We start from the raw sequence: 13,448 nt of genomic DNA on the forward strand, positions 1-13,448 counted from the left end.
AGATCCCCGGGACATCGGATGATCATTGCCAATACTCGGACATCGAGTGGCATAACTGTGTACGGCGGGCGGAGCCGCCCGCCGTACACCTATTGAGGCGTCAGCGTGAGAACTGCTGCAGCGAGCCGGCGATCCTGTGCCCGGCCCAGCGCTTGATCCTGCGCAGCGCCTCCAGCCGGCCCGCGGCGCGGTCGAGCCGGTAGTACAGCCGCGGGGGGAGGTGCGGGAGCAGCGGCGAGTGCCGCTGGCCGAGCAGCGCGAACATCTGCGCGGGCTCCAGGCGCAGGTAGCGCGGCAGGCTCTCGTAGAACCTGGCGCTGTAGCGGGCGGCGCTCTGCACCGGCAGCAGGGCGGCCTTGCGCGTCCTTTCGTAGTCCGCCAGCGCTGGCGCCAGGCCGGTGTGGCCATCGAGCGCGTGGGCCAGCGCGATGGCGTCCTCGAGCGCGAGCGTCGTGCCGGCGCCGATGGAGTAGTGCGTGGTGTGCGCGGCGTCGCCGAGCAGGACGAGGTTGCCGCGGTGCCACGAGCGGTTGGTCACGGTCTGGAAGTGCAGCCACTGGGCGTCGGCCTGCCCGCGCCCGATCAGCCGGTGCCCGTCGAGCACATCGGCGAACAGCATCTCCAGCGACGCCAGCCCGTCGGCCTCCCCGGCGCGGTCGAGCCCGAGCCCGCGCCACGTGGCGGGGGAGCACTCGATCACGCAGGTGCTGCGGTCGTCGCTGAAGCGGTAGCCGTAGCACCAGATCCAGCCGTGCTCGGTCTCGACGAAGGAGAAGGTGAAGGCGTCGAAGACCTTGGTGGTGCCGAGCCAGATGTAGGTGTTGTGTCCGGTGGCGAGCTCGGTGCCGAAGTCGTCCTCGTGGCGCCTGCGCAGCAGGCTGTTCACGCCGTCGGCGGCCACCACCAGGTCGGCGTCGGGGACCTCGCCGGTGATCTCGCGCTCGAACTCCACCCGCACGCCCAGGCCGGCCGCCCGGTCCGCCAGGATGCCGAGCAACCGGCGGCGGCCGATGCCGGAGCCCTCGTCCCCGCGGTGCCTGGTGGCGCGGTCGCCGATGCGGGCGACCCCGTCGCGCCATCGCACCGAGGCCTCGCCGATGGCGCGGGCCGACTCGGGGTCGCTCTCGCGGAGCTTGCCGAGCAGCCCGCCCCAGTAGGTCACCCCCCAGCCGTACGTCGACCCCGCCGGGTTCCGCTCGTGGACGGTGATGTCGTGAGAGGGGTCCCGCAGCTTCATCAGGATCGAGAAATACAGGCCGGCGGGCCCGCCGCCGACGCAGGTGACCTTCACGTGAGCTCCCGGGACGTCCGTACGCGCTATCGCACAGAGTAGCCATCCGTGTACGTTCCGGTGTCGCGTGCCGCGCCGCCCGACGCCGGGTCGGCGCGCTATCCACAAAACGCAACGGCTCCGGCATCAACCGGATATCCCGCCCCGCGGTCCCCACGGCAGGGTGATGGTCCATGAGCGCAGGCATCCAGCCCTTCCATATCGACATCCCGCGGTCCGACCTGGACGACCTGACGGAGCGGCTCGGCCGTACCAGATGGCCCGACGAGATCCCCGGCGTGGAGTGGCGTCAGGGCATCCCGCTCTCCCGGGTCAGGGAGCTGGCCGAGTACTGGCGCGCCGAGTACGACTGGCGCGCCGCCGAGAGCAGGCTCAACCGGCTCCCGCACTTCACCACCGAGATCGACGGCCAGCGCATCCACTTCCTGCACGTGCGCTCCGACCGGGACGACGCGCTCCCGCTGCTGATCACGCACGGCTACCCCAGCTCGTTCGTCGAGTTCGAGCGGCTCATCCCCGACCTGCTCGGACGCGGCTTCCACCTGGTGGTCCCGTCGCTCCCCGGCTTCGGCTTCTCCAGTCCCGTCCGCGAGCCCGGCTGGGCGATGAGCCGCACCGCGCGCGCCTGGGCGCAGCTGATGGCGACCCTCGGCTACGAGCGGTACGGCGTGCACGGCGGAGACGTGGGCGCCGGCATCTCCGGCGCAGTGGGCGGGCTCGACGGCGAGCACGTGGCAGGCATCCACGTCGTCACCGACCCCTACACCGCGGCGGCCACCGCGACGTTCCTGCCGTGGATCGCAGGCAAGCTGAACGCGGAGGACGCCGTCGACAGGCTGGCCCTGCAGCGGATGGAGGACTTCCGCCACAACGACTCCGGTTACCTGGCCATCCAGAACACCCGCCCGCAGACCATGGGATACGGCCTGACCGACTCGCCCGTCATGCAGCTGGCCTGGATCGCCGAGAGTTTCGACAGCTGGACCGACCTGCCGATCGACCGCGAGCAGCTGATCACCAACATCAGCCTGTACTGGTTCACCGGCACGGGCGTGTCCGCGGCCCGGTTCCTGTACGAGCAGGCCCACTCGCAGGACTGGGGCGCGCCGCCCACCGTTCCCCAGGGCTACTCGGTGTTCGGCGCGGACCCCACCGCGCGGCGCCTGATCGACCCGGCCGAGGGGGTGCGGTGGGTGGAGCACGAGCGGGGCAGGCACTTCCCCGCGATGGAGGCGCCGGCGCAACTGGCCGAGGACCTGTCCGGCTTCTTCGACGGGCTCCGGTGACCAAGACGGTGCGCCGGCGTGGCCTGAACCGGGGCCACTCCGGCGCACCGGCGCCGCGCGTGTTCCTCGATCACAGAAAGGGCTGACGTGCCCAGACTCTCGTTCGTCGCGATCCTTCTGCTCGCCCTGTCCTTCCTCACCGGGTGCAGCAAGGACGACCCCGCCAACGCCCAGCCGGGCAACTGCCTGGAGGCGCTGGGGCAGGATCCCAAGACGACGGGCTTCCACATCGTCGACTGCGGCGCCCCGAACGCCGCCTACAAGGTGGCCCTGCGGCTCGGCCGCTTCGATTCGTGCCAGACCAACACCTACGGCTACGCCACCAGCGGCGGCTCCCGGCGCAGCGGGTGGCACCTGTGCCTCACGCTGAACGCCAAGGTGGGCGACTGCTTCCACCAGGAGGTCGGGTTCCCCACCGGCAAGGCCGTCAAGGTGCCCTGCGGGGCGGGGGCGACCTACCGCGTGGTCAAGAGCGTGCCGGGGACGGCCGACAAGGCGCTGTGCGGCGAGGACGCCGTCGACCCGGTCCGCAACGACCTGGCCAGGCCGATCGCGCTCGTCTACCCGCAGCCTCCGCTCACGATCTGCACCGATCGCGCCTGACCTGCTCCGTCCCCGGGCGCGGCAGGTCATCGCCGGCCCGACAGCGTGCTCGAGGGCGGCCTGCCGTACGTCCGCCTGTACAGCGACGAGAAGCGGCCCAGGTGGGAGAAGCCCCAGCGCATGGCCACCTCGGTGACGGTGGTCCGCGCGCCGGTCTCGGCGATGCGGACCAGGTCGGCGTGGGCGCGCGCCAGCCGTACCTCGCGCAGGTAGGCCATCGGCGTGGTCCGCAGGTGCTTGCGGAAGTCGTGCTGCAGCGTGCGGACGCTGACCCTGGCCGCGGCGGCGATGTCGCGCAGCGAGACGTACTCGCCGGCGTGCTCCTCGCAGTACAGGCGCGCCCGCCGCAGTGCCGCGGGGATGCCGGGCTCGCCGAGCAGTGTGTACTCCAGGAACTGCTCGAAGTGCCGCGCGGCGGCGATCGGCGAGGCCGCGGACGGCTGCCGCTCACCCGGGCTCGCCCGCGACAGCACGGCGAGCGCCCGCTCGACCAGCGTCGAAGGGACGTGGATGATCAACGCGTCGTGGTCGGCGCTCCACCACAGGCCGAACCGCTGTCCCCCGTGACCCGGGTGCCGGTAGGAGATCTGCGACCCGTGGTGCCGCATCTCCTCGATGTCGCCCGTGAAAACGCTCATGGCATCGCTCCCCCAGCTGAGCTGTCGGGTCCGATCGTTGGCGACAATCCCCCCGAACCGCTGACATTTCCCCAAAAGCCGAAGCGTCGCTGACATGCGGTGTCAGCGTCTGGCGGTAGCGTCCGGCGTCATGTTTCTGGAGATCCGCACATACCGCTTGAAGCCCGGCACGCGGGACGAGTTCGTCAGGGTGATGCGCGAGGAGGCCGTGCCCCTGCTCGCCGAGTTCGGCCTGCGGGTGGTCGACTGCGGGCCCTCGCTGGTGGACGAGGACGGGCACGAGGAGGCCTACCTGATCCGCTCCTTCGCCACGCTGGAGGAGCGCGACGCGCAGGAGGAGGCCTTCTACTCCAGCCGCGAGTGGCACGAGGGCCCGCGCGAGGGGATCGTCTCGCGCATCGAGACCTACCACACCATCGTGCTCGACCCCGCTGTGCTAACTTGGCCATGTGACTAACTTAGTCGATCGACCAAGTTCGCCGCGCGGTGATCGGCGGCGCGAGCAACTCGTCGAGGCGGGCGTGGCCGTGCTGTGCGAGAGCGGGTGGCCGGCCGTGACCACGCGCGCGGTGGCCGAGCGCGCCGCGACCAACCCGGGCCTGATCCACTACCACTTCGGTGGCCTGCCGGGATTGCACGCGGCGGTCGCCGCGCGGGCGGGGGAGCTGGTGATCGGGCCGGTGGCCGCCGCGTTCGTGGACGCGCTGGGCAGGCGGCAGGCCGTGGCCACGATGCGCGAACTGCTGCCGCACACCCTGGACGACGAGCGCGCGATGCGCCTGGCCGTCGAGCTCATCGCCGGCGCCACCCGCGACCCTGCGCTCGGCGAGGTGCTCAGGGGCCAGCTCAGGCAGGTCCGCACCGAGATCGGCGAGCAGCTGGGCCGGCTGCACCCCGCCTGGCCGCCCGCCCGGGCAGGCGGGGTGGCGACGCTGGTCACCGCCCTGATCGACGGCCTGGTGCTGCACTACATGGTCGACCCCGAGCTGCCGCTCGACGACGCCTTCGCCGTACTGGGCGATCTGCTGGAGGAGTCGTGAGGATCCTCATCAGCGGCGGCGGCGTCGCGGGCCTGACGCTGGCCTACTGGCTACGGCGGCGCGGCATGGAACCGGTCGTGGTCGAGCGCTCTCCGCACGGCCGGCTGGGCGGCTACGGCATCGACTTCTTCGGCAGCGGCTACGACGTCGCCACCCGGATGGGCATCATCGACCGTCTCGAGGCCCGGCCGCTGCCCGTGGACTCGGTCGACTTCCTGGACGCCGCGGGCCGGCCCACCGCCCGCCTGACGCCCGCGCTGCTGGACCGGATCATGCGCGGCCCGCACATCGCGCTCATGCACACCACGCTGGAGGAGGCGCTGCTCGACGCCGTCCGCGACGACGTCGAGATCCGCTTCGGCCGGTCCCTCTCCGAGGTACGGCAGAGCGAATCCGCCGTGGACGTCACCTTCGACGACGGCGGCCGTGAGAGCTTCGACCTGCTGGTGGGCGCCGACGGCATCCACTCCAGGACCAGGGAGCTGGTCTTCGGCGCCGAGGCCGCCTACGCCCGCTACCTGGGCGTCCACCTGGCCTCCTACCCGATCAAGGACCGCTACGGCTGGGGCAGGGTCAGGGCCCACTACACCGAGCCGGGACGGCAGGCCGTGGTCTATCCGAGCGGGGAGCCGGGGCAACTGGTCGCCCTGCTGCTGTTCACGACGCAGGACACCAGGCCTGCGCCACGGGAACGCCGGTTCGAGGTGCTGCGCGACCGCTTCGCCGGCATGGGCTGGATCACGCCCTCCCTGCTGGAGGAGGCGCCCGAGTCCTTCTTCATGGACGTGATGGCGCAGATCGTCATGCCCGCCTGGCACCGGGGCCGGGTCGCGCTGGCCGGTGACGCGTGCGGCTGCATGACGATGGTGTCCGCGCAGGGTGTGTCGATGGCGATGGCCGGCGCCTACGTGCTGGCCGAGGAGCTGTCGCGCGAGGGCGGCCACGAGCGCGCCTTCCGCGGCTACCAGGCGCGGATGCTGCCCGAGGTGGCCAGGCGGCAGCGCAACGCCCTGGTCTTCGCCCGCTCGCTGGTGCCCGAGACCCCGGCGGGCGTCCGCACGCAGCGGCTGCTCAGCAAGGTCATCATGCGCAACGCGTTCGCGGCGGTGCTCCGTCGCCAGTTCGGCGTCGACAGCGTCCTGCCCCGCGGAGAGGAGTAGCGATGGAGATCGTCAAGAGGCCGGATCCGCCGGCCGGGCTGCGCCGGGTGCTCTGGCGGCTGCCCATCCGGCTCTTCCGGCTGGGGCTCGGGCCGCTGCTCAGTCGGCGCCTCATGCTGTTGAACCACGTCGGCCGCGTGTCAGGGCGCCCCCGCCAGGTCGTCGTCGAGGTCGTCGAGCACGGCCCTGACGGATACGTGGCGCCCTCCGGGTTCGGGCCTGGCTCCGACTGGTACAAGAACATCACGAAGACCCCGGACGTCGTCATCCAGGTCGGCGGCCGGGTGATGCGGGCGACAGCCGTACCGCTGTCTCCCGAGGAGGGTGCCGGCATCATGGCCCGCTATGCGCCGCGGCACCCGGCGCTGGCCCGCCGGCTGTGCGCCTTCATGGGCTTCGCGGTGGACGGCAGTACGGCCGACTACCGGGAGGTCGGGCGGCACATCCCGTTCGTCAGGTTCGTCCCGACGGGATGAGGCCCGCGGCCCCCGCAGAGATGCCGCCGAGCAGGGCCGCCACGGTGGCGTCGGCGGCGATGGCGGCGCCGGTCACGGGATCGGAGGCCGCCAGGAAGGCCAGGTGGCGGATGGCGTGCGCGGCCACGTGCGCCGGGGCCAGCTCGGCGGGCCGCGGATCGTCGGGCGCGGCGCCGAAGGCCACCTCCAGCTCGTCCAGCTCGTCGGCGGGCGCGTCAGGATCGGGGTCGGGGTAGGCGGCGTACGTCAGCACGATCCCCTGCCCGGGCTCGTGCCGCCAGCTCGTGGAGTGCAGCAGCAGCGGCTCGCCCGCCAGGCTCCGCGCCAGCTCGCTCGGGTCCCCCTCCCGATCGAGCGGCGCGACCTGGCGGCGGTAGCTCCAGCCCTGGGGGTCGGCCCGCAGCAGGATCAGCTCGACGACCACTTCCCGCACGGCCCACCCTCAACCCGGTAGTTGCGACTCAATTGCAACTACCCTAGCTTCACGACAGGTTGCTGACGGGCGGAAGCCCGCGGTCGGCGAAGACCTTCTTGGCGACCAGCGTGGCGTTGATCGAGCGGGGCATGCCCGCGTAGACCGCCGTGTGCAGCAACGCCTCGGCGATCTCCGTGGCGCTCAGCCCGACGTTCAACGCGGCGTTGATGTGCACGTCCAGCTCGATCTCACAGCCGCCGAGCGCCGCCAGCACGCCAAGCGTGACCAACTGCCTGTCGCGGGGCGACAGCTGGCTACGGGCGTACATGTCGCCGAAGGCCCAGGCGACCACCTGGTGGCCGAGCTCGGGGGAGATATCGGCGAGCGAATCGACGACCCGCTGCCCCGCCTCGCCGTCCACGCTGCTCAGTACCTTCAGCCCGGCCTCATAGCGCTCTTCACGGTTCATGACATGTTCTCCTTCAGTGGTTGATGTCTCGATCGTCGCGCGATTCGCGGTCCTGCCTGCCCGTCAGGCATGCTTTGGCATGTCACCCATGCCTGGGAGGTATGCATGGACCTGCGGCTGCTCGGCTACGTGGTCGCCATCGCCGAGGAGGGCAGCATCAGCGGTGCCGCGCGCCGGCTGCACCTCACGCAGCCGACGCTCAGCCGCCAGCTGCGCGAGCTGGAGCGCCGGCTGGGCACCGCGCTCTTCGAGCGCCAGGGCCGCGGCATCACCCCCACCGCCGCCGGACGCGCCCTGGTGGCACGCGCGACGACCGTGCTCGCCGAGGCGAGCGCGGCTCTGGAGGACGTACGGCTGGCCGGCGAGGGCCTGGCGGGCCGCCTGACGGTGACGTTCGCGGGATCCGGGATCAACGGCCCGCTGGGCGGCGCCCTGGGCCGGCTGCGGCGCGAGCTGCCCAGGGTGGAGCTGCGCCTGGAGGAGAGCTTCAGCGACGCCGAGATGTCCGGCGGCGTGCTCGACGGCCGCTGCGACCTCGCCGTCCAGCGCCTGCCCTCCCGCGACGCCCGGCTGGCCACGCGCGCCTGGTGGCACGAGCCGCTCAGCCTGTTCATGCCCGCCGCGCACCCGCTGGCGCAGGCGCGGGGCCCGGTGCCGCTGACCGCCCTCGGGCAGATCCCGCTGGTCGTCTGGCCGCGCGAGGTGTCGCCGCAGTCGCACGACGAGATCATCGCGCTGTGCGACCAGGCCGGCGTGATCCCCCGGATCGGCGCGCACGGCCGCAGCGTCCAGACGGTGCTCGCGCTGGTCGCTGCCGGGTTCGGCGCCGCGGTCATGCCGGACTCGCATCGCGCGCTGCGCCGCGTCGGCGTCAAGGCTCGCCCGCTGGCCGGCACCTCGACCACGCTCTACCTGGTCTGGCGCACCGACGACCGCAACCCGCTCCTCGAGCGCTTGCGCGCCGTCCTCGCCTCGCTCGCGGGCGCCGGGGGAGGAGAGACGGGGTGAATTCCGACGCGGCAAGCCCGCCTCTCCTGCCCCCAGGCGGCCCGGCCGATACTGCGCACCATTGATCGGGCCGCGGCCATTCTGCTCGGCCGCCCCGCGCCGGAGCTATCCGAAAAGCGCGGTGTGCCGGACGCTTTCCGGCTCTTCGGTAATCACCGCGCGCCGCCGATACTGGTCGGCATGAGCCTGGAAAGCCACCCCGGAACCTGGACCTACGACCCCGAGGCCGGAGCCGCGTACATCTACCTGCGAGGCCCGATCCCCGCCGGCGGGGTGGCCAGGAGCGTCTCCGCCGAGGACGCGCTGGTCAACCTCGACCTGGACGAGACCGGCACGGTGATCGGCATCGAGATCATCGCCGCCTGGCCGGGCCCCGCCTCGCTCTGAGAATTACGAGGTGGCAATTTCTGGACATTAGCATATACAGGACACATCCGATTTCGCACTTGTGGCTATTGTGGGGGAAATTGCGCGACTATCCCCGGCAAGGAATTGGCTGTACGTGAATCGTCGTAAGTCGAGCACTGATGTCTGATGCTCACCCCGCAGCGGCCAGAATTAATGTCTGGACCGAGCTGCGAATCGCTACTCCGCCTCGCATTTCCATCTCCATCGCGCCGAACCTGACCACGCTCGCGGTGATCGCCGACGCGCTGGCCGGCCGCAGGCGCGGGCTGCCCGACGGATGGCGGCGGACGGTCCAGGAAGGCGTCGGCCCGCGAGGGCGCGAGGCGGCGCGGCCGCTGGCCGTACCCGGATATTCGGTCGTGCCCGACAGTGTGGTGCCGCGAACGCTGGACGAAGACCTGTCCGTGCGGGCCCAGGTGGAGATGCTGCGCGACACCGCTCCCGAGGCGCTGATCGGCGATCTTGAGCAGGCCTTCGGGCCCGACGACCTGCCCGTCCACTGGCGTTCCGCGGCGGAGAAGCCGAGGCAGTGGCTGAGCGGCTACGCCTCGGCGCTCACCGACGTCTGGAACACCACGGAACCGCTGTGGCGGCGGGCAGGGCCGCTGCTCGACAGGGAGATCAGGCGGGTGGGGGTCGCCACCGTCCGCGGCGGGCCAGAACTGCTGCTCGGCACGCTGACCGAGCGCATCAGGTACGGCGAGCGCGGCCTGCTGATCAGCGACGTCGAGGCAGGCAGCTTCGAGCTGGGAGACCGGCGGATCGTCCTGCTGCCGATGCTGGCGGGCAAGGACGCCGTGATCGTCAGGCTCGACGACCCCGACGCGGTGTTCATCGCCTACCCGCTCCCGGGCGCGGAGACGCTGTGGCGGTGGCCGGCCGCGACCGCTGAGGACGAGCTGACGGCGCTGATCGGGCCGGTGCGCGCCGAGTTGCTCGGCCTGCTCGGCCGTCCCATGACGATGAGCATGCTGGCGACGAAGGCGAAGATCGCGCCCAGCAGCATCACCTACCACTGCGATCGGCTGGACGCGGCCAAGCTCATCGTGCGGGTGCGCCGCGGCCGCGAGGTCTGGATCGGCCGCACCGAGCGGGCCGAGGAACTGCTCGAACTGTTCCGCCGCTAGGGCCGTCCGCAGCGCCGAGGCCGAATCAGATTCGGGTCCGGTGAATGTTGATCTGCGGACCTCGGGAGTACACGCTGAGCCGGTGGCCTGCTCCGACCGCGCCGCGTTTCACCCGCCGACCCTTCAGCGCTGGAGGCACGATGAATCTGGACCCGATCCCGACCGACCAGCTGGCCTTCCGCCTGCCGCCGACGTTCGACTCCGTCGAGGACGAGCGCCGCCACCGCCAGGGGCGGCTGGTGGCGGCGCTGCGCCTGTTCGGCAGGTTCGGCTTCGAGGAGGGCGTGGCCGGGCACATCACCGCCCGCGACCCCGAGCACCTCGACCACTTCTGGGTCAACCCGTTCGGGATGAGCTTCAAGCACATCAAGGTCAGCGACCTCATCCTGGTCAACCACCAGGGCCAGGTGGTGCACGGCGGGTACCACGTCAACCAGGCCGCGTTCGCGATCCACTCGATGATCCACCAGGCCCGCCCCGAGGCCGTCGCCGCCGCGCACTCCCACTCGGTGCACGGCAAGGCGCTGTCGTCGCTCGGCACCCTGCTCGAGCCGCTGACCCAGGACGCCTGCGCCTTCTACGAGGACCACGGCCTGTTCGACGACTACACCGGCGTGGTGCTCGAGGTCGAGGAGGGCCGCCGCATCGCGCAGGCGCTCGGCTCGCACAAGGCCGTCATCCTGCGCAACCACGGCCTGCTGACCGTGGGCGACTCCGTCGACGCGGCCGCCTGGTGGTTCATCACGATGGAGCGTTCGTGCCAGGCCCAGCTGCTGGCCAAGGCCGCGGGCCCCACGGTGTCGATCGACCACGACCAGGCCAAGCTCACCCATGGGCAGATCGGCAGCGACCTGGCAGGCTGGATCAACTTCCAGCCGCTCTACGACCAGATCGTCCGCACCGACGCCGACCTGTTCGACTGACCGCTACTCGGGTGACATGACCTCGTAGAGGTTGCCCGCCGCGTCGGTGAAGAACAGGCCGCGCGGGCACAGCGGGTGATCGATGCGGCCGTTCTCGCGGTCGCGGGGGCTGTTGCCGAACTTCACGCCGCGCTCCTTGATCCGCGCCAGGACGGCGTCGAAGGTGGCGGGGTCGACGTCGAAGGCCAGGTGATGGCCCTCGGGATCCTCGACGGTCATGAAGTCGAGGGTGAGCTGGTCGTTGACGCGGACGGGGGCGAAGTGGCCGCGCGCCCCGGCGGGCGGCAGCGTCTCCAGCCCCATGATGTCGGCGAAGAAGCGCGCCTCGGCGGTGTTGTCGGCCGCGGGGACGATGGTGTGGTTGAGGGTTACCGTCATGCCCGCTCCTCCGCCTTCAGCGCGCCGTACAGGAAGATCTCGACCAGATCCGCGCCCTCGGCCAGGCCGTTGACGCGGCCGCGGGTGAACGTCACCGCCAGGAACACCCCGGCCGCCTGCGCGGCGGGCAGGCGCAGCCGGTCCTGGTCGGGCTCGAAGAGCTCCGCGACGGCGTCCCTGATCATCTCGATCGACGCCTCGCGCCCCCGCTCCATCGCCTGCTCGCTCCGCGCGTCGGGCTCGCGCGCCGGCCGCCGGTGCCCCGAGGAGTGCAGCGCCCCGGCGACCGTGCCCATCCGCGCCAGGTGCGCGCCGAGCGCGTCGGCGGCCTCCGCCAGCCGGTCGGGCAGCGGCTGCTCCAGCGAGATCGACGCGATCTGCTTGACCGCGTTGTCGGGGCGCATCGCCTCGAACATGCAGGCGTCGAGCACCTCCTCCTTGTCCGCGAACACGCGGAAGATCGTCGCCTCGCCGATGCCGGCCGCTCTGGCGATCTGGCTGGTGGTCACGGCGGTGCCGTACTCGGCGACCAGCGGCAGCGCCGCCGCGACGATCATCGTTCTCCGTTCCTCAGGACTCATTCCCGGCGCCCTGCGCCGTTTCTCTGTCATACCGACGATGCTACGGAGTGAGCGCTCACTCCGTCAATGGCGAAGTGAGTACTCACTCCGCCATTTTCCAGCGGGCTATCCGGGTGATCCGGCGGCAGCGATCGCGTAGTGGCCGGCGTCGTTGGGGTGCAGGCCGTCCATGAACAGGTAGCCGGGCCTGGACGTGCCCGGCGAGGCGGGGTCGGCCATGGCGCGGTCGGCGTCGAGCACGGCGTCGTACGCGCCGCCCGTCCTGATCCACTGGTTGACCGCGGTCCGCGCCGCCTCCACCTCCTTGGTCCAGAACGGGAACAGCGCCCCGCGCAGCGGCGGGATCGTGACCCCTGTCACCTTCACGCCCCTGGCGTGGGCCGCGTCGATCAGCGCCCGGTACCCGGCGATGAGCTGCGAGAGGCCCACCTTCGGGTTCGGCTTGGCGCACGCGCCGTCGACCTGCGGGTATCCCAGGTCGTTCGCGCCCAGGTGGATGATCACACGCTCGACGCCCGGCCGGTCGAGCACGTCGCGGCGGAAGCGGTCGGCGGCCTTGTCGCCGTAGCAGGAGGAGGCGTTGAGCAGCCGGCTGCCCGCGATCCCCGCGTTCACCACGGGCCGGCCGAGCCGCTCCGCGAGCTGGTCGACGAACCTGACGTCGGCGCCCGCCGTCGAGCCCACCCCGTCGATCAGAGAGTCACCGAAGGCGACCACGGCGCCCGCGGGGTTGTCCACCTCGACGCCGGTCAGGTAGTACCAGGCCTGCGTGGCCTCGCCGTACGCCTTGGCCGGGACGTCGTCCAGATGGTCGCCGTGGGCCCGGTACGACGTGGCGGTGGTGAATCTGTGGAACGTGGCGGGTCCCGTCGCCCCGGTCACCCGGATGGAGACGGCCAGCCGTTCCATCGGCGAGACGCTCAGCGCCACGGGATCGCTGACCAGCTCCTTGCCCGGCGCGACGGACGTCGCCTGCTTCCCGGCGAAGGTGACGGGACGGCTGCCCGGCCACACCAGGGCGCCCCCGGCCGACCGGGCGACCCGCGCGCCGGCGATCGCCAGCGGCCTGGTGCCGTAGAGGTTCGACAGCCGGATACGGACCCTCGATCCGGCCGCGGTCACCCTGACCACCTGCCGCACCGTGTGATCATCGAAACCCTTGACCGACCAGTTCGGCCCGTTGTCCTCGGTGCCCGGGGTCGGCCGCTGCATCGCTGCGCCCCACGCTGCCACCCAGTGCGCCCCGTCCGCGTTCGCCGTCGCCGCCGGTACGGTCACCGTCACCGAGGCCGCGGCCATCGCCACGACCCATTTCCACAGTCTCAACTCGCGCCCCTCTGATCGTTTCCAGGAGTGTTCCAAGGGGCGTGCGATCGGGAATCGACCGTTCGGCCGGTCTACGGCGCTCATCCATCGGCCGGAGGAACTATCGGGTCCGGTGGAACTCGGTGATCTCGGCGGTGGCTGCGCCGTGGACGACGAACGGATCCGAGGCGACCGCGGCCTCGATCTCCTCGCGCTCTCCCTCCGCGATGACGATGCCGCCCGTCCTGGGCTCGAGCCGCCCCGCCAGCACCACCAGGCCGCGGGCGAACAGGCCGTCGGGGCTGGCGTAGTGGGCCTGCTTGAGCTCGTCGATCTTCCC

At 71.5% G+C, this 13,448-nt stretch carries 18 protein-coding genes; 10 read left to right on the plus strand and 8 right to left on the minus strand.

What is annotated here, in order from left to right:
* Window positions 1-100 precede the first annotated feature (100 nt).
* Window positions 101-1,291: an FAD-dependent monooxygenase gene (locus tag KIK09_RS22095; protein ID WP_214321172.1), complete on the minus strand. Its 1,191-nt coding sequence runs from the start codon at window positions 1,289-1,291 to the stop codon at window positions 101-103.
* Between the two features lie 173 nt (window positions 1,292-1,464).
* On the opposite strand from KIK09_RS22095, the gene KIK09_RS22100 reads away from it, so the two are divergent.
* Window positions 1,465-2,577, plus strand: coding sequence for an epoxide hydrolase family protein (locus KIK09_RS22100; RefSeq protein ID WP_214321173.1), 1,113 nt, complete (start codon window positions 1,465-1,467; stop codon window positions 2,575-2,577).
* A gap of 87 nt (window positions 2,578-2,664) precedes the next feature.
* Window positions 2,665-3,180 carry an LppU/SCO3897 family protein gene (locus KIK09_RS22105; RefSeq protein ID WP_214321174.1) on the plus strand — a complete coding sequence of 172 codons (516 nt, stop codon included), beginning with the start codon at window positions 2,665-2,667 and terminating at the stop codon, window positions 3,178-3,180.
* A 26-nt stretch (window positions 3,181-3,206) separates the two neighbouring features.
* Here the strand turns inward: KIK09_RS22105 and KIK09_RS22110 are convergent, their stop codons facing one another.
* Complete coding sequence (locus KIK09_RS22110) at window positions 3,207-3,818, minus strand: helix-turn-helix transcriptional regulator (protein ID WP_250573543.1); 612 nt, start codon at window positions 3,816-3,818, stop codon at window positions 3,207-3,209.
* Window positions 3,819-3,948: 130 nt separating this feature from the next.
* Between KIK09_RS22110 and KIK09_RS22115 the strand changes: the two genes are divergently transcribed.
* The 4 genes from KIK09_RS22115 to KIK09_RS22130 are packed head-to-tail and all read left to right on the plus strand — an operon-like array spanning window position 3,949 to window position 6,494.
* Window positions 3,949-4,275: an NIPSNAP family protein gene (locus KIK09_RS22115; protein ID WP_214321176.1), complete on the plus strand. Its 327-nt coding sequence runs from the start codon at window positions 3,949-3,951 to the stop codon at window positions 4,273-4,275.
* A complete protein-coding gene (locus tag KIK09_RS22120; protein ID WP_308164231.1) occupies window positions 4,268-4,858 on the plus strand; it encodes a TetR/AcrR family transcriptional regulator in 591 nt (196 codons plus the stop codon). The genes KIK09_RS22115 and KIK09_RS22120 overlap by 8 nt, the downstream gene beginning before the upstream one ends.
* Window positions 4,855-6,018, plus strand: a complete 1,164-nt coding sequence (locus tag KIK09_RS22125; protein WP_308164232.1) for an FAD-dependent monooxygenase — start codon at window positions 4,855-4,857, stop codon at window positions 6,016-6,018. Before KIK09_RS22120 ends, KIK09_RS22125 begins: the two co-directional genes overlap by 4 nt.
* A gap of 2 nt (window positions 6,019-6,020) precedes the next feature.
* Complete coding sequence (locus KIK09_RS22130; RefSeq protein ID WP_214321177.1) at window positions 6,021-6,494, plus strand: nitroreductase family deazaflavin-dependent oxidoreductase; 474 nt, start codon at window positions 6,021-6,023, stop codon at window positions 6,492-6,494.
* Here the strand turns inward: KIK09_RS22130 and KIK09_RS22135 are convergent.
* Both KIK09_RS22135 and KIK09_RS22140 read right to left on the minus strand, forming a co-directional pair.
* The gene (locus KIK09_RS22135; protein WP_214321178.1) at window positions 6,472-6,927 is read right to left on the minus strand and encodes a hypothetical protein; all 456 of its coding nucleotides are present in this window, start codon (window positions 6,925-6,927) and stop codon (window positions 6,472-6,474) included. The two genes, KIK09_RS22130 and KIK09_RS22135, sit on opposite strands and share 23 nt — an antisense overlap.
* A 49-nt stretch (window positions 6,928-6,976) precedes the next feature.
* The gene (locus tag KIK09_RS22140; RefSeq protein WP_214321179.1) at window positions 6,977-7,378 is read right to left on the minus strand and encodes a carboxymuconolactone decarboxylase family protein; all 402 of its coding nucleotides are present in this window, start codon (window positions 7,376-7,378) and stop codon (window positions 6,977-6,979) included.
* Window positions 7,379-7,483: 105 nt separating this feature from the next.
* Here KIK09_RS22140 and KIK09_RS22145 point away from each other — a divergent pair, with 105 nt between their 5' ends.
* From KIK09_RS22145 to KIK09_RS22160, 4 genes are all read left to right on the plus strand, one after another.
* A complete protein-coding gene (locus tag KIK09_RS22145; RefSeq protein ID WP_214321180.1) occupies window positions 7,484-8,386 on the plus strand; it encodes a LysR family transcriptional regulator in 903 nt (300 codons plus the stop codon).
* Between the two features lie 180 nt (window positions 8,387-8,566).
* The gene (locus KIK09_RS22150) at window positions 8,567-8,773 is read left to right on the plus strand and encodes a DUF2283 domain-containing protein (RefSeq protein WP_214321181.1); all 207 of its coding nucleotides are present in this window, start codon (window positions 8,567-8,569) and stop codon (window positions 8,771-8,773) included.
* Between the two features lie 140 nt (window positions 8,774-8,913).
* Window positions 8,914-9,921 (plus strand): helix-turn-helix domain-containing protein, encoded by a 1,008-nt coding sequence (locus KIK09_RS22155; protein WP_214321182.1) that lies wholly within the window; start codon window positions 8,914-8,916, stop codon window positions 9,919-9,921.
* A 140-nt stretch (window positions 9,922-10,061) separates the two neighbouring features.
* The gene (locus tag KIK09_RS22160) at window positions 10,062-10,844 is read left to right on the plus strand and encodes a class II aldolase/adducin family protein (RefSeq protein ID WP_214321183.1); all 783 of its coding nucleotides are present in this window, start codon (window positions 10,062-10,064) and stop codon (window positions 10,842-10,844) included.
* 3 nt (window positions 10,845-10,847) lie between these two features.
* Here the strand turns inward: KIK09_RS22160 and KIK09_RS22165 are convergent, their stop codons facing one another.
* From KIK09_RS22165 to KIK09_RS22180, 4 genes are all read right to left on the minus strand, one after another.
* Window positions 10,848-11,222, minus strand: a complete 375-nt coding sequence (locus tag KIK09_RS22165; RefSeq protein WP_214321184.1) for a VOC family protein — start codon at window positions 11,220-11,222, stop codon at window positions 10,848-10,850.
* Window positions 11,219-11,833 carry a TetR/AcrR family transcriptional regulator gene (locus tag KIK09_RS22170; protein ID WP_250573544.1) on the minus strand — a complete coding sequence of 205 codons (615 nt, stop codon included), beginning with the start codon at window positions 11,831-11,833 and terminating at the stop codon, window positions 11,219-11,221. Before KIK09_RS22170 ends, KIK09_RS22165 begins: the two co-directional genes overlap by 4 nt.
* Before the next feature lie 75 nt (window positions 11,834-11,908).
* Window positions 11,909-13,129: a GDSL-type esterase/lipase family protein gene (locus KIK09_RS22175; protein ID WP_214321185.1), complete on the minus strand. Its 1,221-nt coding sequence runs from the start codon at window positions 13,127-13,129 to the stop codon at window positions 11,909-11,911.
* A 100-nt stretch (window positions 13,130-13,229) separates the two neighbouring features.
* The gene (locus KIK09_RS22180) at window positions 13,230-13,442 is read right to left on the minus strand and encodes a YciI family protein (protein WP_214321645.1); all 213 of its coding nucleotides are present in this window, start codon (window positions 13,440-13,442) and stop codon (window positions 13,230-13,232) included.
* Window positions 13,443-13,448 lie beyond the last annotated feature (6 nt).

Origin of the sequence: Nonomuraea sediminis (assembly GCF_018531495.1) — a bacterium.
In the GTDB taxonomy this organism is placed as follows: Bacteria; Actinomycetota; Actinomycetes; order Streptosporangiales; family Streptosporangiaceae; genus Nonomuraea; species Nonomuraea sediminis.